Origin of the sequence: Aestuariivivens sediminicola, assembly GCF_022662015.1 — a bacterium.
GTDB classification, from domain to species: Bacteria; Bacteroidota; Bacteroidia; order Flavobacteriales; family Flavobacteriaceae; genus Aestuariivivens; species Aestuariivivens sediminicola.
In genome coordinates, this window is record NZ_JAKMCM010000002.1 from 585555 (window position 1) to 606540 (window position 20986).

The following is a 20986-nucleotide window of genomic DNA, read 5'->3' on the forward strand; positions in this document are numbered from 1 at the left end:
CTTAAATTTTTTTAAAAACTATGTTGTTTGATGAAACTATGTTGCAGGACAGATAACGGGCTTTTATTTTTAGAAGATTAAGACCAATTTATGGCAGGGAAGTCGGCGTATAGGGCAAATTCATTTTATTCATTAAGGCAATAAAACGCGGGTGTGTTTCTAAACTATTAGGAGAATACCAATAGGGGACATCTGGTAAACGTCTTCCACTCTCATAAAGTTCTTCAAGCTCATGTATCGCTTTTTCATTCTCACCCAAAAACACCAGACTTTTGGTTTTAAAATACTTGTCGGGGATATTTTCTACACACCATGTCATTAACCCTCTTCTTCCGGAGATTTTAAAAATGCTTTCCAAAACCTTATCAGTCGTGCTGTTTTTTAGTACAGTTCTGAGCTGTTTTAAATTTTCTAAAGCCAGTTCGTCATTTTTGAGCATATAATGTCCAAAAAACTGGTATAGTGGGGGTCGTATGTGGTCCATATTCAAATCGCCCGCCATTTTTGATTCGTCTATAGCTTCTTGAAATTGCCCTCTATTTAAATAAAGTTTGGCACTTACCTCTCTTACTATATATGATAATGGATCAAGTTCGAGAGCTGCATTTATATGCAATCTTGCTTCTTCATGTTTGCCAATGCTACTAAGGTATTCTGAATATCTATGATGCAGCGTAGAATTGTTGGTTCCCACTTCGAAAGCCCTGGCAAATGCTTGGTTAGCTTTTTCCCATTCCCAGTCTATATAGAAGTAAAGGGAGGCCAATACGGTATGAGCCTCTACGAGATTAGGATCCAAATCTAAAGCTTTTAAAGCGTAGTATTCAGCCTTTAATCTGTTTTCTCCGATCTCCTCACGGCTTTGAGATACCCAAATTTTTAAGAAATAAGTATCGCCCAAACTTGCATAAGCCAAAGCGTAATTCGGGTCTTTATCTATAGCTTTGTTAAAATACGCTATGGCAGTGGCATAATCCTTTTTTAGCCGTTTACCCCAATAAAATCTACCTAATTGATACAATCTATAGGCTTCAATAATTTCAGTTAGATTCTTTTTTATCTTTGAAGTTTGTTGTTCTGAAAGTGTTGTATTCAAGTCTGAAGCTATTTGGATAGCTATTTCGCTTTGTATATTAAAAATATCAGATAACTCTCTGTCAAAACTCTTAATCCAAACATGATCGTCGCGAGCAGCATCGATGAGCTGAACCGTTATTCTGGCTTTATGCTCATGCTTCTGAATACTTCCTTCTAGAATGTAGGATACACCCAATTCCGATGCTATCGTAGGGATGGTTTTTGTCGTGTTATGTTTGTAAATTTCTGATGAGGTGCGTGAAATAACTTTGAATTCCTCTAAGGTGGCTAACCTATTTAAGAGTCCTTCAACCAGCCCATCAGCAAAAAACTGATTTTCTTCATCACCGCTAATGTTTTTAAATGGTAATACAGCAATGGATTTATCATTGGGAGATAAAACCTTATTGTTTGCAAAATGGTTAATTAGTAAATAACCGGCAAAAAAGGAAATAACTATAAGCGCAATAAACTTATAAGTTGTTTTATTTTGATATTTAAAATTGAAGAGCCTTCTCTTTTCCTCTCGTTGTTTAAAGGATTCTTTGTTAATATGTTTTTTTGCCTCACTAGCGGGGTACCCGTAATATTCGTGAAAACATTTGTGGAAATAAGAGGTACTTCCAAAACCTACTTGATATGCTATTTCAGATATTGAATATGTATCTTGCTGAAGTAATTTGTGAGCTTCCTGAAGCCTGACCTCTCTAATGAACTGGCTTATGGATTGTGATTTTAACTTCTTTAATTTTCTATGCAGATGAGAACGACTCAGTCCTATTATTTTTGATAAATCTTCAACGCCAAATTGCTCATTTTGAAGGTTCTCAAGAACTATAGTCTTTAATTTCGATATTAATGTATCGTCCTGTATCATTCGTTCTAACTAAGAGTAATAAGAATCGGTATAGAGGAGGGGAATTACTGTATTAAAATTAACACACATGAAGAAAATATCCAATATTATTCGATACAACCTGACATAATAAGGACAAGCAGATTAACTTTAGGATTCAATTTAGTTAGTGGTGATAACTATTATAGACGATGTTGCATAAAAATTAAAACGGTATAAAGATGCTAATTCTGAATATTTGAAGGCCTTTTTTCCCTAACAGATTTATAGAAAACGTTCAACTCAAAAGTAATAGGAAGGGATTTTTACTATGGAATTTTAAGAAGTATCCGTTTTTTTGAAATGAGTCACAGAAATCTGTCAATACATAGTGCAAAATTTCTCAATGCAATTTAGCATCTGATTCTTCCGGTCATCAATTCATTGCACAAATAGAGAATCTATTTCAATTATTTGTATTATAAAAGGGAATCACATTTTACAATTCCCTTTAAGTTTTATAAGATACTCGAACACGATCAGGACAACGATCGTTGAACTAAAGAACCTCAACAAAAAGGCCTTCTTCGTTCTTAATGACCCTGGCTACTTTTTTACCTGTCAGGCCTTTAATGGTCTTATCCCATTTCTTATTACTCAATCCCGATTGTGTTTTGAGGCTTACCAAATCCATCGGAGAGCTGCCTTTAAGGAGTTTTAACACGGCCTTTTCATCCTCACTGAGGTCCACCTGTTTCCGCTCGGGTTTCATTTGAGGGAAGAACAGGACTTCCTGTATGGATTGGTTGTTGGTTAAAAACATGAGCAGTCGGTCCATTCCAATACCCATGCCGGAGGTTGGTGGCATGCCATATTCCAAGGCCCGTAAAAAATCGTAATCGATAGTACCGGTGGCTTCATCATCCCCTTTTTTAGCCAATTCCATTTGGTGCTCGAATCGCTCACGCTGATCTATGGGGTCATTTAATTCGGAGTAGGCATTGGCCACTTCCTTACCGCATACCATTAACTCAAAGCGTTCGGTTAATTCCGGATTGCTGCGGTGTTCCTTGCACAAGGGACTCATTTCCTTTGGATAGTCTGTTATGAAAGTTGGTTGAATGTAGTTGCCTTCACATTTTTCACCAAATATCTCGTCAATCAGTTTCCCTTTACCCATGGTGTCATCCACCTCTATACCCATGTCCTGTGCAGCCTGCCTGATGTCGGCTTCGCTTTTACCAGTAATATCAAAACCTGTAAATTCCTTTATAGCATCTGTCATCGTAACCCTGGGATAAGGGGCTTTAAAATCGATCTCATATGCACCAAAAGTGGCTTTGGTGGTCCCATTTACAGCAATGGCACAGTGCTCCAAAAGACGCTCACAGAAATCCATCATCCAATTATAATCCTTGTAGGCCACATAAATTTCCATGGCGGTGAATTCCGGATTATGGGTACGGTCCATACCTTCATTACGGAAATTTTTGGAGAACTCATACACCCCGTCAAATCCTCCAACGATTAACCGTTTCAGGTATAATTCATTTGCAATCCGCATGTACAACGGAATATCCAGTGCATTGTGATGGGTGACGAAGGGACGTGCAGCCGCACCACCTGCTATGGGTTGCAGCACTGGGGTTTCTACTTCAAAATAGCCCGCATCATTAAAGAATTGACGCATGGCGTTGAACAGTTTGGTACGCTTTACGAAAATGGATTTAACATGTGGGTTTACCACCAAATCGGCATAACGCTGACGGTAACGTAATTCCGGATCATCAAATTTATCATGAATGTTGCCTTCGGCATCCAACTTAGGTAAGGGCAGGGGTTTAAGAGCTTTACTCAATAAGGTGAAGTCCTTGACCATAACTGTCTTTTCACCGACTTTCGTTGTAAACAGTTCGCCCTCAATACCTATAAAATCGCCTATATCCAGAAGCCTTTTATAAATTGTGTTGTATTTGGTTTTATCCTCTCCTGAACAAATCTCATCCCTGTTAAAATACAATTGTATGCGTCCTTCAGCATCTTGAAGTTCGGCAAAACTGGCATTGCCCTGAATACGCCTTGACATCAAACGACCCGCAATAACCACCTGGTCACCTTCCTTAAAATTAATTTTTATGGATTTTGACGTATCCTCCACGGGATATAAATCGGCCGGATAGGGATTGATGCCCAATTCACGTAATTTTGCCAGTTTCTCTCTACGAACCAATTCTTGTTCTGATAATTGCGCCATGCTCCTAATACGTTGAAAATTTATTGGCGCAAAGATAATCATTTGATTTGCGTTTTGCGATTTAGCCCTCATGATTTTTAAAGGGTGCTGTAACAAATGCAACGGCCTGACGTCCAATTGGTGTCATCAATTAAAAACATTACTCACATGAGCTTTTGGAGAGTGCTATTGTCCATTATTTGCCCACCCCTGGCTGTCATAGATAAGGGGTGCGGTTCTGTATTTATCGTCTTTTTATTATGGCTATGCGGTTGGGTGCCCGGAGTTATTGCAGCCCTGGTTATTCTGAATAACCCGAATCGTTAAGTCATTCTTTAGGTTCTCATTCTGTCATCACAGGATGACATCTGGTTATGGTCTGTTTTGTGAATCGTATTCATGCCCTTAATTAGGGTGTTTAGATCATCGAAATGAAAAATTTCATGTACTTTTGCAGCCTATGAATAAGCATGTCGAATTGCAGGATCTCGGATTTAAAGATTACAAAGAAACCTGGGATTATCAGGAGCAATTATTCAGAGGGATTGTCGATACTAAAATTAAAAACAGGCATCAGGAAACCCAGTTGGAAACCGGGAACTACTTTTTGTTTGTAGAGCACCCCCATGTCTATACCCTTGGTAAAAGTGGTGATGCATCCAATTTGCTTTTAAATGAGCGGCAACTTGCCGAGAAGGGGGCCGTATTTTATAAAATAAACCGTGGGGGCGATATTACCTATCACGGTCCAGGTCAGATAGTGGGGTATCCTATTTTAGATCTTGAGAACTTTTTTACTGACATTCACAAATACCTTCGCTTACTTGAAGAAATGATTATCTTAACCCTGGCCGAATACGGTTTAAAAGCGACCCGTAGTAAAGGTGAGACGGGTGTTTGGCTTGATGTAGACACGCCCTTTGCTCGTAAAATCTGTGCTATGGGGGTTCGCGCCAGCCGATGGGTCACCATGCATGGTTTTGCGTTGAACGTCAATGCCGATTTAGGTTATTTTGATCATATCATTCCTTGCGGAATTCGAGGGAAAGGTGTGACTTCTCTGAATGTTGAACTTGGAGTTAAAAGTTTAGATACACAGGAGGTTAAGCACAAATTAATCCGTCATTTTAAAGCGCTGTTCAATGCCGATGTGAAGGGATAATTGAGGGTTACTCCCGGTATAAGAAATAATTGTTCACCAATTCAATGTATTTTTTTTTGGCCTCCTTTTGGCTAATGTTTTGTACCTGGAACAACGCATTGGTTTTAAAGGCATTGATTATAGGCTTCCTGCTACTGGGTTTACCATAGTTATTGGTGGCTTTTTTATAGTAGGCATAGAGCTTTAAAAGGGTATCGGCAGGAAAGGGATCGGTGTATTCGTTAACCCGTTGTACGGCTTCTTGAAATGCTATGTCCAGATCGGATTTACTCATTCATTTTCGCAATAACACTTTCACCCCCTTTAACTTTTTGTCCCAAATGTACTTCAATTTTTGTATCCAAGGGCAAAAAAACATCCACTCTGGAGCCAAATTTGATGAACCCGGAGTCTGATCCCTGAATGACCTGATCCCCGGATTGCGCATAATTAACAATGCGTTTGGCCATGGCGCCCGCAATTTGACGGTATAAAATATCACCCATGGATGCATTGTTAATCACTACTGTAGTGCGTTCGTTTTCCTCACTGGCTTTTGGGTGCCAGGCTACCAGATATTTACCCGGATGATATTTGCTGTAAATAACCTCTCCACTTGTCGGATAGCGCGTAACATGCACATTTATCGGAGACATAAAAACACTGATCTGTATCCGCTTATCCTTAAAATATTCTTTTTCAAAAACCTCTTCAATGACCACCACCTTACCATCTACAGGGGATACAACTGCGGATTCATCGATCTGAGTGTGTCGTTTGGGATTTCTAAAAAATTGTAGAATAAGGATCAATAGCAAAAGGAGCACTATCGTCAGAGATAGGCGTAACCATGGAATGGCCACAAAATGATCCGTCAATAAAATTCCGGTTACAACGGCAATAAAAGTGACAATTATAATTTTATGCCCTTCCTTATGAAACATATTTAAGTAGTCTTAAAAACAAATATATAAAAGGTGCCGCAAAAATGATGCTGTCCAATCGGTCCAATAACCCGCCATGTCCAGGCATGATTACACCGCTGTCTTTAACGCCTGCCTGTCTTTTAAATTTCGATTCCACCAAATCGCCTAAGGTTCCAAAAACACTTACAATGTTTGCTAAAATAAGCCAACTTGTAAAACTTAAGGTATCTGTAAAGGTAGCGATAAAATAGCTTGCAATACAGGAAAAAAACAGCCCTCCCAGGAAGCCTTCAACCGTTTTTTTTGGTGATATTTTTTCAAATAGTTTTTGCTTTCCAAAATTTTTACCAATCAGATAGGCAAACGAATCGTTGACCCAAACCAGTATAAATGCCCCAAGTAAAATTGTGGGATCATAGGTTGGATAAAAATTGGTGATCAATACCAGAAAGACAAAACCACTGGACAGATAAAATGTTGTCAGGATGAACCTCTTGGTCATGAACAGAGGAATGACTTTTTCCGAAAACAGATCTTTAATTAAGAATAACAGGACAAAAATGGTAATTACGGATAATATTTGTGTCGCTTCATCCAAACCTCCATTCGATTGTAACACTTCCTGCCAATACCCAAATATGCCGTATAGTAGGGTAAAAATAAAATAGGGGAGTTTACTTTTGAGTTGTATTAGCTTTTGAAATTCAATGAGGCATATGAATCCGAAAACAAATAAAAGGATAAGAAAGGCATGTTCCGAATTCATGCATGATATGAGCAGGATGATATAGAGTAAGCCCGATAATCCGCGAATTAAAAATTCCTTCATTTATAAGTCTTCTAGAAGTAAGAGGTACAGATTTTTGGCACTGCTGCCATAACTTAAAAAGTCTTTCTCATCGGCAGATTTGAAATGTTTTATCGTGGTAATGTTCGTTGGTATTTTTTTTCTGCTCTTAGATTTTATAACACGAAGCCCTTCTCCTATACTTTCTACAATTTGACTTGTCGTTGCAAAAACCACAAAATTAAACGGAAGTTCGGTTAACTTCTTTTCGTAGATCTGTTTGGAAGATATAAGCAGGGATCCGTCATTTGCTATCAGATTTTCACAGGTAGTGAGGAAAAATTTAGCATCATTTATTTTTCGTGTCGCATTTAATTGGGAATCTTTAAATTTACTTTCCAGCTGCTCGTCCAGAAGCAATACCTTCTTTTCCTCCCAGCCATTTTCTATAAGGATATTTTGTAGGTTCTGAAAAATTTCATCTAAGTTTTCACAATACAGGAACTTACCCCCATTAGCTTTAAAGTTTATTGTAAACCTCTCGTCTATTGGCAACTTGATCTCCGGCATGTATTTACTTCTTTCGGTTGTTTTTAGTTCTTCATCTTTTACCTTAGATTTCAAACCAAAAATTTTTCTAAAAAGACTCATTTAGATGTTGCTATTAGTCAATTATATTGTGGGGTCTATCAAATATAAAAAATCTTAAACTAACCATATGGTTAATTTAAGATTTTTACCTGTCGGAACAGAAAATAAAGTCAATTACATTACTTTTCTTTAACTTCTTCTTCCTGTTCTTCTTTTTTCTGTTCTTCTTTTTCGAAGGCCCGTTTGCCAAATATTTTTTCGAGATTATCCTTAAAAATAACCTCTTTTTCAAGCAGAACCTCTGCTAACTGGGTCAACTTATCTTTATTTTGTTCCAGGATTTTAATGGCACGTTGATACTGTTCCTCAATGATATCAGATATTTCTTTATCTATGAGTTCCGCCGTTTGCTCACTGTAGGGTTTTGTAAAACCGAATTCGTTCTGACCGGATGAATCATAATAGGTGAGGTTACCAATCTTGTCACTGAGACCGTAAATGGTTACCATTGCTCTTGCCTGCTTAGTTACCTTTTCAAGGTCACTGAGGGCTCCTGTAGATATTTCGTCAAAAATAACCTTTTCCGCAGCGCGTCCACCCAGTGCTGCACACATTTCATCAAGCATTTGTTCCGGCCTTACAATCAACCGCTCTTCAGGTAAGTACCATGCGGCACCCAAGGACCTTCCACGAGGCACAATGGTTACCTTAACCAGTGGGGCAGCATGTTCCAGCATCCAACTCACGGTGGCATGACCGGCTTCGTGATAGGCAACCGCCTTTTTTTCACTAGGGGTAATGATTTTATTCTTCTTCTCCAAACCTCCAACAATTCGGTCTACCGCATCCAAAAAGTCCTGTTTGTCAACCGCTTTTTTACCATTTCTGGCCGCTATTAAGGCCGCTTCATTACATACGTTGGCGATATCTGCACCTGAAAAACCGGGGGTCTGTTTTGCCAGGAAATCAGTATCTAAATCCTTGGCCTTTTTGAGTGGTCTTAAATGCACTTCAAATATCTCCTTACGCTCTCTTACATCGGGAAGATCGACAAAAATTTGTCGGTCGAAACGTCCCGCTCTCATCAGTGCTTTATCCAGAATATCGGCTCTGTTCGTTGCAGCAATTACAATAACATTGGCATTGGTTCCAAAGCCATCCATTTCGGTTAGCAATTGGTTCAGGGTATTTTCACGTTCGTCATTACTCCCGGAAATGGCATTTTTGCCTCGAGCACGTCCAATGGCATCTATTTCGTCAATAAATATAATCGATGGCGATTTTTCTTTAGCTTGCTTGAAAAGGTCACGCACACGGGAGGCACCAACACCAACAAACATTTCCACAAAATCCGATCCCGATAAGGAGAAGAAAGGAACTTTAGCCTCACCTGCCACGGCCCTTGCCAATAAGGTTTTACCGGTTCCCGGAGGTCCAACCAACAGGGCTCCCTTGGGAATTTTACCACCTAATGTGGTGTATTTTTCTGGGAATTTCAAAAAGTCTACAATCTCCTGAACTTCTTCCTTAGCGCCCTCCAGACCGGCAACGTCTTTAAATGTCGTTTTCACCTCTGTGTTCTGGTCGAATAATTTGGCCTTTGATTTTCCGATGTTGAATATCTGTCCACCGGCGCCACCTGCACCACCACCGGACATACGACGCATGATAAAGATCCAGACCGCGATTAATAAAATGAATGGCAACAGGTTGAGCAATAAACTACCCCACAGTCCGTCCTCATCTTTATCAAATTCAACGGTCGGTTTTACGTCCAGATCCTTTATGGCATCATCTAATTTGGTTTGAAAAATTTCAAGGGCACCAAATTCAAACTTATAATTAGGCAATCTCGTCGCAGAAGGGAAAAAGGACTGCGGTTTGGCCTTTTTGTGTATTTCCTTGGTCTGGGCCTCCGTGGTTAAATAGACTTTGGCAACACCGAGGTTGGTTATCACCTCAACACGCTCTACATCCCCATTTTCTAAGTACTCAAAAAAATCGGCGGGGGTTGTACTTTTACCCTCCTGGCTCCCCCCACTATTGAATAATTGGAATCCCAGAAATATTGAAATAATAATACCGTAAATCCAGTACGGACTCAGTTTTGGTTTTTTATCTTTTGAATTTTTTTTGTTATTCGACATGTTTTTAGTAGCTCGTTTCTATAACTGTTGTTTTTGCATCTCCCCAAAGGCTTTCGATATCGTAATATTCCCTGATATGTTTTTGAAAAACATGTACCACCACATTAACGTAATCGATGAGCACCCATTCGGCATTATCTAATCCTTCCGTATGCCAGGGATTATCCTTGAGTTCCTTGCTGACTTTTTTCTGAATTGAATTTACTATAGCGGTAACTTGCGTATTCGAAGTACCCTCGCAAATTATAAAATAATCACAAACCGTATTTTCAATATCTCTTAAATCTAAAATACTTATTTCCTTGCCTTTTACATCTTCAATTCCATTAACTACAACCGATATCAATTGGTCTGGACTTATTTTTTCTTTCGCCATTAATTTTTTTTAATTTGTGCAAAGTTATTATTTTTTTAGTTCTTTATGCTTTAAAATATATTTAAGATTCATAAGGTTTAGCACCTCATTACCCATGCATATAATCAAACTTGATGCCATCGATTCGACAAATGCATTTTTGAGAAAAATGATTTATAATGAAGTCGTTGAAGATTACACCGTTGTTGTAGCCCAACACCAAACTCAGGGGCGAGGACAAATGGGCACCTCCTGGTCTTCAGAAAGCGGTAAAAACCTTATGTTTAGCCTGTTTAAGGATTTAAGTGAACATGTTGTTGAATTCCCGTTTTACATCAGCATGGGCATTTCGCTGGCCATTTTAAAAGCATTACAATCCTTTCAAATTCCTGACTTGAGCATTAAATGGCCAAACGACATTTTGTCAGCAGATATGAAGATTTGCGGTATTTTAATTGAAAATGTCATAAAAGACAGGCTCAATTCTACGATTATAGGCATTGGTGTGAACGTTAATCAAACCGAATTTAAACATTTGCCTCAGGCCTCCTCCTTAAAGAATATAACTGGAATACATTATGATTTGGATGAGGTCCTGCATTATATAATTAAACACACCAAGGCCTACTCCAAACTTCTACAGGAAGGTAAATATGACCTTGTAAAGCAGGAATATGAGTCTTATTTGTTTCGCAGGAATAAGCCATCAACGTTTAAAAATGAAAACGGTACCTTATTTTCCGGATTCATAAAGGGGGTTACCAAGTATGGAAAATTAATGGTCCTGCTTGAAGATGAGGTGGTCAGGAAATACGATTTAAAGGAAATTCAATTACTGTATTAGCGCTGTGGTTACAGGGCATAATGTACTAGATGGCAGTGGGAATATTTGAGACCAAGGTTTCTATGAATTTCGTAATTGGCCCTCTGATCATCATGGCCATCATGGGGTTAAAGTCCCCGTTAAACCGCAATTGAACATCACTAGTTGTTGGATTGATTTCATGAATCTCACCGGTTAGGGAAAAATCGATTTTACCTCCTGCAGCGCCTAAAACAATTTTACTTGGTGCATTTACCTCTTTTAATTTTAATACAATTTCAGGCATCCCCTTTAATGCAAAAAGGAATTTATCGGCCTCGAGGATTTCAAAGTTACTGATGTTTTCGGGCATCAGGGATTCAAAGTTTTTAAGGTCGGACAAAAAATTAAACACCTCTTGGGCCGGCTTATCAATTGTAATTTTCGGGGATTCTAAATTCATCGTTTTGTATATGTCAATTCACCTCTATTTTAGATGGTATGCGTTTAAGACTTCAGCCCTTGGAATGCCCATTACTTCGGGCTCCATTCACCGGGATTTTCATTCCATTCGGATAAAGCCTTTAATTCTTTTTCCGAGATATAATTGGTATAGACAGCCTGTTCCAGCAAACTGTTGTAATTACCCAGGGTCTGGAGCTTCACATCGGCCTTCAAAAAGTTCTGGGCAGCGACGTCAAAACCATAAGAAAAGATAGCAATCATACCCTTCACGATTACCCCGGCCTCCCTTAAGGCCTTTACCGCATTTAAACTACTTTTCCCGGTGCTGATGAGGTCTTCGACAACCACAACTTTCTGACCGGGTTCTATATAGCCTTCAATCTGATTTTTTCGACCGTGGCCTTTGGCATCCGGTCTTACATAAATAAAGGGTAAGCCCAAATACTCGGCAACCAACATTCCAATACCAATGGCCCCTGTTGCCACACCTGCTATGGCATCGGGTTTACCATATTGCTTTTCTATTTGTTTCCCCATGACCTCACGAATATAATTTCTAATATGAGGATAGGACAATATAATCCGGTTATCACAATATATCGGCGATTTCCAACCGGAAGCCCAGGTAAAAGGGTCCTTCGGACTTAGTTTTATGGCATTAACCTGTAATAACACCTCTGCCGTTTTTCTGGCGGTATGTTTATTAAAAATCATAAATGCAAAATTACACATTAATTTAGTTTTAGGGGATCTCATATTTGGAATTAAAATATTTTTTTTAACAATTTTAATTTGTTGTGAAAAATGATATTTTTACCGAAACCAAACCGAAGACCTTTATAATGTATCAAGTTTTTGTTGGAGACAAACCAATAGTGTTAACAGATAAAGTTGAGTTGGAGCAGGGGTTTAAAAACTATTTGTTAGACACCGTTAATATTGGTAAGGTCATTAGAGAGCTGAACAAGACCGATCTGAGGGAGGTACGCCTTATACATCATAAAAAGGAAAAATTATTAAAAAAGTTTCTCAAAAGGTTGCCCAACGTTATTGCAGGTGGTGGGAAGGTATACAATGATAACGGGAAAGTGCTATTCATTTATCGAAATGATAAATGGGATTTACCCAAAGGTAAAATAGAGGGCAATGAGTCCATAGAACGCACGGCACTGAGAGAAGTGATGGAAGAAACAGGAGTTGGAGGCTTGGAAATTGTAAAACCTCTTGAGACCACCTATCACATCTTCAAACGCAATGGACGACATAAAATAAAGATTACCTATTGGTTTGAGATGAGAACCAGTTTTTCAGGGCATCTCGTAGCTCAGGAGAATGAAGGCATCACCAGGGTGGAATGGTTGAACGGGTCGCAGATGCATGAAGCTCTGGATAATTCCTATGCCAACATTAGAATGTTGATTTAAGGGTGTATTCTGTGAATGGGATAGTGCAAATGTGCCTTTTCATAATAATCGCTTCGTTTGTGCAGCCAGTCGAGCTGGGCGTACCAGTTTTCTGAAAATGCGCTATCCTGACGTTTTCGATTTTCAAAGTCTTCCTTCAGTTGCACATTGTTATTCAACATTTCCAAAGCCTTGTCTTCCCATACATAAGGAGAAAAGTGTTCTTTTTGATGTAAAATCGTATCGAAGAAATTCCAATTAAAAAAAGAATCAACAGCCATAGGTTCCAAGGATTCTAAGAGGTATCTCATGGCGTATTGGCCGGTTGGAACGATCAGATCACCCGCCTTAAACATGTGGGTTCCCAAAGAAGTGTTCACTCTGGTATTTTTGTGAAGGTAATGGCCTTCAAAGGGTGTTTCGACGGTTTCAAAATGGGTGATCCTGTACGATTCGGTTTGGATTAACGAATCCTTTTCCAGGGGAACCATTTCAACGCCATTCAATTTTAACAGATCCAGGATCCTATGCCATCCCTGGGGGATGATATACGCTCTTGGTATGGTGATTTCCAATTGAGGCACAAAATTATTTTGGTAAGCAATCGTTTTGGTGTAGGGGCTTTCTCGATCATACCTGAGTCGGTCATGACCCGTAACAGCGCTTTGTAAAATCTGAGCCTCATATCCCTTGAAATTTATCAGAGTGGTTCTGTTCGGATCGAGTTTCCATAGTATTGGATAGGAATCACCAATTCTATATTTGTGAAAAGCCTTTGCTCTTAGGGTTGTAATGGTATCTGCATCTTCTTCTACGATCTCGATCATACTACGCAATAATTCGTAAGTGCCTTTTACACGTTGCTCATAAGGTTTCAACATGTGCGTTTCTACCATCATACCCAGGGTATTGAATAAACCGGTGTACCCTGTTGAATAGCGCGGCGTATCAAAAAACTGAGAAAATCCCTGTTCTGGAGGGCTGTTGAAGACATTAACATAAGGTGTAATATCCCATTGTTTTTCAGATAGTTTTTCTTCTAATTTAGGCATCATACGCGTATGTAAGTACCATCCGAGTTCACCTCCCAACTTATCGTGTTGCGTAAACAAATGAGAGAGGGTGTATTGGTAATCTGCCCCATTGCTTACGTGTGTGTCAATAAAGACATCAGGTTGAATCTTATGGTAGAGAAGGTTAAACGCCCGTGCATTTTTAGTATCACATTTCACGAAATCACGGTTCAGATCATAGTTCCTGGCGTTACCCCTAAAACCATGGACCTCGGGTCCATTCTGGTTGGTTCTGGTTTTAGAATTTCTATTGAGGCTCCCCCCAATATTATAAAGGGGTATGGTAACTAATACGGTATGTTTCGGAATAGGGATTTTGCCTTGAACAAGATTCCTGAACAAGAGCATTGTGGCATCGATGCCATCAGGTTCTCCCGGATGAATACCATTGTTAATGAAAATTATCCTCTTATTGTTTTGGCGAATGTCTGAAAAATGAAAATTCCTGTCCTTGTTCAAGACAACATAGTGAAGGGGTTTTCCGGAATCCGTTTCACCAATACTGTCGATGGCTAGGTCCGGATAGGCTTCAGACAGATCAGTATAAAAGGCAATGGTTTGCTCGTAAGTGGCCGTTTCCAGACCGCTGCTTTTTTCAAAATGCGTTTGAAAATCAACAGTCTGACCCGTTAAAAAATGAATGGTAAATAGGAATACGAAACTCAGATTTACGTATCGTAGAGGATATAACATGGGTTAAATTATCTCAAATGCGTGTGTTTATCATCAAATGTATTGGTTTTTATATGACCTGCCGAGACATTTTTTACAATTATTTCTATTTCAAACGTTTTAGTCCCATTATTTGGAATAAGATCGCCATCGGGTTTGTGCTTCTGTTTATTAGGCCTAAATTTGCCGCTTTTTAAAGCAAACCATTATGACTGCATTTATAAGAAAGCGGGCGGCAAACGTTAAGGATGATATTTTAAGTGGAATAACCGTAGCACTTGCTCTGGTGCCTGAAGCTGTTGCCTTTGCTTTCGTTGCAGGTGTCGATCCTCTGGTGGGGTTATATGCGGCCTTTATGATTGGGTTGGTAACTTCGATTTTTGGAGGACGCCCGGGTATGATTAGCGGTGCTACAGGAGCGCTGGCCGTTGTTATGGTGAGTCTTGTTGCAGAAGGAAATGCGATGGGAATTGAAGGCGAAAACCTGGGACTCTATTATTTGTTTGCCACAGTAATAATAATGGGCATCATACAGATGTTGGCCGGTATCCTGAAGCTTGGCAAGTTTGTGAGATTGATACCGCATCCCGTGATGATGGGCTTCGTCAATGGACTGGCCATAGTCATTTTTTTATCCCAATTGGGTATGTTTAAAGATGCCGGAGGGGATTGGTTTGAAGGAACGCAACTGTGGGTTATGTTTGCATTGGTTGGCCTTACCATGGGGATCATGTACGGTTTACCCAGGCTAACAAAAAAATTACCTGAAGCCTTAATAGGCATATTAGTGGTCTCTGCCATTGTCATTTTTGGAGATATGGATGTGGCCACGGTTGGGAGCTTTATCAGAGATGGAGGAGGAGAGGGTTTAAAAGGAGGACTGCCTCAGTTTCAGATGGACCTATTTCATAAAATTCCATGGAATTGGCAAACCCTGTCATTCATCGGGCCCTATGCATTAATACTTGCTGCTATCGGACTCATAGAATCCCTGATGACCCTTAATTTAATTGATGAACTGACGGAAACCCGAGGGAATGCCAACCGGGAGTGCATGGCTCAGGGTGGGGCCAATATCATAACTGGTTTTTTTGGTGGCATGGGAGGTTGTGCCATGATCGGGCAATCGCTGATCAATATAAAATCTGGCGGAAGAACACGCTTATCGGGTATAGTTGCCGCTGTACTTTTGCTCATGTTCATCCTTTTCGGGGCATCCTATATTGAGCAGATTCCAATTGCGGCATTGGTAGGTGTTATGTTTATGGTGGTCATAGGAACATTCGCATGGAGTAGTTTTAGAATTTTAAACAAGATTCCCATGAGCGATGTTATTGTTCTGGTGGCAGTTTCGGCACTAACCGTGGTATTTGATTTGGCTATAGCGGTCATTGCAGGGGTTATTATCAGTGCATTGGTCTTTTCATGGGAAAATGCCAAGCGCATTCGCGCCAGAAAGCGCATGAAAGAAGATGGTACTAAAGTCTATGAAATATGGGGACCATTGTTTTTTGGATCTATTATAGCCTTCAATGAAAAATTCGACGTAAAAAACGATCCGGATAAAGTTGAAGTCGATTTTATTGAATCACGGGTAAGCGATCATTCGGCCATTGAGGCCATATTTAATTTGGTCCATAAATACGAAGCCGCCGGTAAAAAAATCAAGTTAACCCATCTGAGTGAGGATTGTAAGGTCTTACTCTATAAGTCCAGTCCCAAATTCAGAGAAGTCATTGTTGAGGCTGTGGATGACCCGCGCTATTATCTTGCTGAGAACCCTGAGGCCTTTACCAAAGGTTTGGCAGCATATAAGTTCGAGTAAAATTATCAGGAGGTCAGTCTACCTGCAAAGCATCACTTCACCCGCACACTCTCCGGGACAAGTTTGGTGTAGTCGCCATTGTTCTTAATCACATCCCGAACAATGGAAGACGATATGTAAGAGGTCTGTGCCGAGGTAAGGAGAAAAACGGTTTCAATAGGCGCAAGATCTCGATTCGTATGTGCAATGGCCTTTTCAAATTCAAAGTCGGCCGGGTTCCGCAATCCGCGCAAAATGAATTCAACCCCAATCCGTGTGCAAAAATCGACTGTCAGCCCTGTGTAGGTCATGACCTTTATTCGCGATTCATCAGCAAAGGCCTTTTCAATAAAGGCTTGACGCTCTTCAAGAGAAAACATATAGCTTTTATTGGCATTAATTCCAATGGCTACAATAATTTCATCAAAAACGGTCAGACCGCGTTTAATGATATCATAGTGCCCTAATGTTAGAGGATCAAAGGATCCTGGAAATAGTGCGCGTTTCATCGGTGTTCTTCAATTAACAAAGGGATTGCCTTATTATTGAGTTAAAGATACAATGAGTTCATGCTTAAAACAAATTTAGTTTCCTGTCCCGAGCTTATCGTGTGGCATCATAGAAAGGACTATAGGAGGAACCCCTTGTGTTCTTTATTAGAAATCATAAGTACAATTTTGTAAAGCTCTGGTCTTATCTTTAACATTCTATAGGGAAGATATGCTAAAATTGTCCTGTGAATTTTCAAAAAACACCTGTGAATTTTCAAAATTCACAGGTGTTTTTGAACCTATCGTGCTTAGAACATTTAGACGACAAAAGCATGACTTCGAAAAGGTCTGCCTAAAGGATCTTCTTTTCTTAAACGGGGGCGTAGTTCGTCCGGTTACGATTTGAGTAAAGCCTCCTCAATGGCATTGCCAAAAAGGTCTTCCAGCGCAATTCCGGCAGCTGCGGCCTGTTGCGGTAAAATACTTTCCTTGGTGAACCCCGGTACGGTATTAACTTCCAATAAGTGTGGTTCACCGTCCTTGAAAATATATTCGCTGCGACTAAACCCGGATAATTTCAGTTTATCATAGACCAGTCTGGCAAGGGTGTTTACCTTGGCTTCTTCCTCGGGTGATAAGCGTGCCGGAGTGATTTCCTGAGATTTACCCAGATACTTGGCCTCATAATCGAAAAAATCATTGTCCGAAACAATTTCGGTAATAGGCAATACTTTGGTTTCTCCCTTATAGGTAATAACACCCACAGAGACTTCGGTGCCATCTAAAAAGGATTCAATGATGATTTCATCATCTTCCTTAAAGGCAACATCAATCGCATTTTGCAGATCGGACTTACGATGCACTTTTGTAATCCCAAAACTGCTGCCCGCTTTATTGGCCTTGACAAAGCAGGGTAGGCCTACCTTGTTCAAAATCTCATTTTCATCAATGGCATCCCCAAGATTCAGATGATAAGAAGTGGCGGTTTTTATGCCATAGGGTCTTAAAACACTCAAACAATCCCGTTTGTTAAACGTTAAACTGGCCTGATACATACCGCAACTCGTATGCGGTATATCCAGTAACTCAAAATAAGCCTGTATCATCCCGTCCTCTCCCGGAGACCCGTGGATGGCATTAAAGACGCAGTCGAATGTTATCTTCTTACCCGAAATAGTAATCGAAAAATCATTTTTATCTACAGGAAATTCATGTGCTTCGTCATCAACATAAACCCATTTGTCCTTTAAGATATGTATACGATAGGCATTATATTTTAAAGGATTCAATGTTTCAAAAACCACGTTGCCGCTTTTTAAGGATATTTGGAACTCGCTGGAGTACCCACCCATAACGATGGCGATATTTTTTTTCATAAGGTAAAGATCAATCTAAAACGAACAATAAAACGTACCTATTGTAAGTTAAGCTAAAATATCATATAAATCGCAAAAGAAAAAACAGTTCTGTTTTTATATATTTGCCTGAAAGAAAACCCAATTCATGAGCATTATTAAGTTCCTTTTAAGTAAAGTCTTTCTCAAACAAATTATATTGGCCGTGGTTGCGATCGTGGTACTGAGTTTTATAGCACTTAAATGGCTGAATATGTCGACAAATCATGGCGATTTTGAGACGGTTCCCAATCTTACGGGGAAATCCATCAACCTAGCGGAAGTGGAATTGAAGGATAACAATTTAGTGATGCAAATTCAGGATTCTGCGAATTACAATCCGGATTATCCAAAGTTTTCGGTTATCGACCAGGATCCCAAACCCGGAGCAAAGGTCAAGGAGAACCGGAAGATTTATTTAACCTTGAATCCCTCAGGCTATCGGCAAATCTTGGTGCCGAATTTAGAAGATAAAACCTTTAGGCTGGCCAAAAGTACATTAGAGGCCTTGGAATTTAAAATTGGAACCTTGACCTATGTGGATAACATTGGCAAGGATATCGTTTTAGGTTTAAAACATAAGGGTAGCCCCATAAATCCCGGTGATAAACTCCCAAAAACGGCGGTGATAGATCTCGTTCTGGGGAATGGCAAGAGACCTTGAAATGGACGATTACACTTCACAACAGGACGATGATCAACTTTATGAACATTATGCCTTTACCGTAGATAAGGGACAATCACCTTTGCGCATCGATAAGTATTTAATGAATTTTGTTGAAAATGCCACACGAAACAAAATTCAGGCTGCTGCAAAAAACGGCAGTATTGTGGTTAACGGGATTGCTGTAAAATCAAATTACAAGGTGAAACCCGATGATCAAATCCGAGTGTTGTTCACCCATCCGCCGCACGAGCATTTATTGGTAGGAGAGAATATTCCCATCGATGTGGTCTACGAGGATCAGGACCTTTTGGTGGTGAATAAACCTGCCGGCATGGTGGTGCACCCAGGTCATGGAAATTATTCCGGAACCCTCATCAATGCTTTGATCTATCGTTTTGATAATTTGCCAAACAATTCCAGTGAGCGCCCGGGTCTGGTGCATAGAATTGATAAAGACACCAGTGGATTGCTTGTTATTGCGAAGACCGAAAAGGCGATGAACGACCTGTCTCTGCAATTTGCGGAGAAAACGAGTGAGCGAGAATATGTCGCACTGGTTTGGGGCAATGTGGAATCCGATGAGGGTACCATCGAAGGTCATATAGGAAGGCATCCTAAGAACAGATTACAAAATACGGTTTTTAGTGACGACGAGGCGGACAAAGGGAAGCCCGCGATAACGCACTATAAGGTGCTCGAACGGTTTGGTTATGTGACCTTGGTGTCTTGTAAATTGGAAACGGGGCGAACACATCAGATAAGAGTGCATATGAAACATATTGGGCACACCCTGTTCAATGACGAACGTTACGGTGGTGAGCGCATTTTAAAAGGCACTACCTTTACGAAGTACAAGCAGTTTGTGGAAAACTGTTTTAAGATTCTTCCACGACAGGCCCTTCACGCAAGAACTTTAGGATTTAAACATCCAACAACAGGCGAATTTCTTCAATTTGAAGCGGCCCTGCCTGAGGATATGCAGGAATGTATCGATAAGTGGCGTGGTTATGCCAGGCATATGGATATGGATGGTTGAGAATTGGGTTTAGCACTGTATTTTAGCCGCTGTTTTGGTTTTTACGACTTATACCTCCATCAACAAAATTTATCACGGCTTTTTTTAAATGTATATCAGGAATTGTAAATTTGACCACAAAAAATAGAGGAGATGAAACTTGTATTATCACCAGCAAAATCGTTGGATTTTGAAAGTCAATTACCAACCGATAAATTCACCCAGCCTCAGTTTCTGCAGGCCTCGGAGCGTCTTAACAAAGTGCTTCGAAAGAAATCGGCCAGGAGTTTATCAAAGCTTATGAGTATCTCAGATGCTTTGGGACAGTTGAATTACGAACGTAACCAGAGTTGGGAGTTGCCGTTTTCCACGGATAATGCAAGACCGGCTATTTATGCCTTCAGTGGTGATGTGTATCGCGCATTGGATGCCTATACCATCCCAAAAGAAAAGATCGAGATTCTACAGGATAAGGTGCGCATTTTATCAGGTCTTTACGGCGTGCTTAAACCCACCGATCTCATACAACCCTATCGTTTAGAAATGGGAACCAAACTACCGGTAGGTAAATATAAAAACCTTTATCAATTCTGGAAGAAGGCTATTGTTAAAGCATTGAACGATGAACTCCAGGAGGGAGAATTGTTCCTTAACCTGGCCAGTAATGAATATTTCAAGGCCATAGATACCAAAAATCTAAAAGTACCTGTCGTAACCGCTACCTTCAAAGATTTTAAAAACGGTGAATATAAATCGATCATGACCTATGCCAAGCTGGCCCGCGGCTATATGACCAGATATATTGTGGATACCAATGCCAATACAATAGACGATATCAAAGGGTTCAATTACGAAGGATATAATTACAGCGAACCCATGTCTACAGAAACAGAACTGGTTTTTATAAGGTAGTGTCTATTTTGGTTCTGCCTTGGACCCTACGTTAATTTTAGTTTCGACTGGTGTTTTTTTCTTAATTCTTGGTCGCCTTACACCAAAGGTACCCCGGTTTATTTTTCCGCGTTTTGTTTTTTTATCACCTTTTCCCATAAGATATCGTGTTACATGTTGATGCGTTTAAACGTAAAAAAATAATTACGCTCTGATT

22 protein-coding genes are annotated in these 20986 nt (G+C 39.9%); 8 read left to right on the top strand and 14 right to left on the bottom strand.

Annotated features, from left to right (window positions below):
• Positions 1-88 precede the first annotated feature (88 nt).
• Together MR041_RS07370 and lysS are read right to left on the bottom strand one after the other, a co-directional pair.
• Entirely contained in the window at positions 89-1954 is a 1866-nt protein-coding gene (locus MR041_RS07370) for a helix-turn-helix domain-containing protein (protein ID WP_242092960.1), read from the bottom strand.
• Positions 1955-2471: 517 nt separating this feature from the next.
• Positions 2472-4166 carry a lysine--tRNA ligase gene (lysS, locus tag MR041_RS07375; RefSeq protein WP_242092961.1) on the bottom strand — a complete coding sequence of 565 codons (1695 nt, stop codon included), beginning with the start codon at positions 4164-4166 and terminating at the stop codon, positions 2472-2474.
• A 147-nt stretch (positions 4167-4313) separates the two neighbouring features.
• On the opposite strand from lysS, the gene MR041_RS07380 reads away from it, so the two are divergent.
• Entirely contained in the window at positions 4314-4472 is a 159-nt protein-coding gene (locus MR041_RS07380) for a YqaE/Pmp3 family membrane protein (RefSeq protein ID WP_242092962.1), read from the top strand.
• Between the two features lie 133 nt (positions 4473-4605).
• The gene (gene lipB / locus MR041_RS07385) at positions 4606-5307 is read left to right on the top strand and encodes a lipoyl(octanoyl) transferase LipB (RefSeq protein WP_242092963.1); all 702 of its coding nucleotides are present in this window, start codon (positions 4606-4608) and stop codon (positions 5305-5307) included.
• Between the two features lie 7 nt (positions 5308-5314).
• Here lipB and MR041_RS07390 read toward each other — a convergent pair whose 3' ends face one another.
• The 6 genes from MR041_RS07390 to rsfS all read right to left on the bottom strand — a co-directional run bounded on the left by MR041_RS07390 (position 5315) and on the right by rsfS (position 10113).
• Positions 5315-5581, bottom strand: coding sequence for an acyl-CoA-binding protein (locus MR041_RS07390; protein ID WP_242092964.1), 267 nt, complete (start codon positions 5579-5581; stop codon positions 5315-5317).
• Complete coding sequence (locus tag MR041_RS07395; protein ID WP_242092965.1) at positions 5574-6230, bottom strand: phosphatidylserine decarboxylase family protein; 657 nt, start codon at positions 6228-6230, stop codon at positions 5574-5576. The genes MR041_RS07390 and MR041_RS07395 overlap by 8 nt, the downstream gene beginning before the upstream one ends.
• Entirely contained in the window at positions 6220-7041 is an 822-nt protein-coding gene (locus MR041_RS07400; protein ID WP_242092966.1) for a phosphatidate cytidylyltransferase, read from the bottom strand. Before MR041_RS07400 ends, MR041_RS07395 begins: the two co-directional genes overlap by 11 nt.
• Positions 7042-7650: an LUD domain-containing protein gene (locus tag MR041_RS07405; protein ID WP_242092967.1), complete on the bottom strand. Its 609-nt coding sequence runs from the start codon at positions 7648-7650 to the stop codon at positions 7042-7044.
• Positions 7651-7769: 119 nt separating this feature from the next.
• Complete coding sequence (gene ftsH, locus MR041_RS07410) at positions 7770-9737, bottom strand: ATP-dependent zinc metalloprotease FtsH (protein ID WP_242092968.1); 1968 nt, start codon at positions 9735-9737, stop codon at positions 7770-7772.
• A 4-nt stretch (positions 9738-9741) separates the two neighbouring features.
• Entirely contained in the window at positions 9742-10113 is a 372-nt protein-coding gene (rsfS, locus tag MR041_RS07415) for a ribosome silencing factor (RefSeq protein WP_242092969.1), read from the bottom strand.
• A 94-nt stretch (positions 10114-10207) separates the two neighbouring features.
• Here rsfS and MR041_RS07420 point away from each other — a divergent pair, with 94 nt between their 5' ends.
• Positions 10208-10936, top strand: a complete 729-nt coding sequence (locus MR041_RS07420; RefSeq protein ID WP_242092970.1) for a biotin--[acetyl-CoA-carboxylase] ligase — start codon at positions 10208-10210, stop codon at positions 10934-10936.
• Positions 10937-10961: 25 nt separating this feature from the next.
• Here MR041_RS07420 and MR041_RS07425 read toward each other — a convergent pair whose 3' ends face one another.
• Positions 10962-11357, bottom strand: a complete 396-nt coding sequence (locus MR041_RS07425) for an SRPBCC family protein (RefSeq protein WP_242092971.1) — start codon at positions 11355-11357, stop codon at positions 10962-10964.
• A gap of 71 nt (positions 11358-11428) precedes the next feature.
• Positions 11429-12073, bottom strand: a complete 645-nt coding sequence (pyrE, locus tag MR041_RS07430; protein ID WP_242092972.1) for an orotate phosphoribosyltransferase — start codon at positions 12071-12073, stop codon at positions 11429-11431.
• A 128-nt stretch (positions 12074-12201) separates the two neighbouring features.
• Between pyrE and MR041_RS07435 the strand changes: the two genes are divergently transcribed.
• The gene (locus MR041_RS07435) at positions 12202-12783 is read left to right on the top strand and encodes an NUDIX hydrolase (protein WP_242092997.1); all 582 of its coding nucleotides are present in this window, start codon (positions 12202-12204) and stop codon (positions 12781-12783) included.
• Here the strand turns inward: MR041_RS07435 and MR041_RS07440 are convergent.
• Positions 12780-14528, bottom strand: a complete 1749-nt coding sequence (locus MR041_RS07440; protein ID WP_242092973.1) for a M14 family metallopeptidase — start codon at positions 14526-14528, stop codon at positions 12780-12782. The genes MR041_RS07435 and MR041_RS07440 overlap by 4 nt on opposite strands.
• Positions 14529-14715: 187 nt before the next feature.
• On the opposite strand from MR041_RS07440, the gene MR041_RS07445 reads away from it, so the two are divergent.
• Positions 14716-16332, top strand: a complete 1617-nt coding sequence (locus MR041_RS07445) for a SulP family inorganic anion transporter (RefSeq protein ID WP_242092974.1) — start codon at positions 14716-14718, stop codon at positions 16330-16332.
• Between the two features lie 32 nt (positions 16333-16364).
• Here MR041_RS07445 and coaD read toward each other — a convergent pair whose 3' ends face one another.
• The gene (coaD, locus tag MR041_RS07450) at positions 16365-16820 is read right to left on the bottom strand and encodes a pantetheine-phosphate adenylyltransferase (RefSeq protein ID WP_242092975.1); all 456 of its coding nucleotides are present in this window, start codon (positions 16818-16820) and stop codon (positions 16365-16367) included.
• Between the two features lie 377 nt (positions 16821-17197).
• Positions 17198-18178: a D-alanine--D-alanine ligase gene (locus tag MR041_RS07455; RefSeq protein WP_242092976.1), complete on the bottom strand. Its 981-nt coding sequence runs from the start codon at positions 18176-18178 to the stop codon at positions 17198-17200.
• Positions 18179-18305: 127 nt separating this feature from the next.
• On the opposite strand from MR041_RS07455, the gene MR041_RS07460 reads away from it, so the two are divergent.
• From MR041_RS07460 to yaaA, 3 genes are all read left to right on the top strand, one after another.
• Entirely contained in the window at positions 18306-18860 is a 555-nt protein-coding gene (locus MR041_RS07460) for a PASTA domain-containing protein (protein ID WP_242092977.1), read from the top strand.
• Position 18861: 1 nt separating this feature from the next.
• The gene (locus tag MR041_RS07465) at positions 18862-19899 is read left to right on the top strand and encodes an RluA family pseudouridine synthase (RefSeq protein ID WP_242092998.1); all 1038 of its coding nucleotides are present in this window, start codon (positions 18862-18864) and stop codon (positions 19897-19899) included.
• A gap of 132 nt (positions 19900-20031) precedes the next feature.
• Positions 20032-20790 carry a peroxide stress protein YaaA gene (yaaA, locus tag MR041_RS07470; protein WP_242092978.1) on the top strand — a complete coding sequence of 253 codons (759 nt, stop codon included), beginning with the start codon at positions 20032-20034 and terminating at the stop codon, positions 20788-20790.
• Between the two features lie 3 nt (positions 20791-20793).
• Here the strand turns inward: yaaA and MR041_RS07475 are convergent, their stop codons facing one another.
• Positions 20794-20928, bottom strand: a complete 135-nt coding sequence (locus tag MR041_RS07475; protein WP_242092979.1) for a 30S ribosomal protein THX — start codon at positions 20926-20928, stop codon at positions 20794-20796.
• Positions 20929-20986 lie beyond the last annotated feature (58 nt).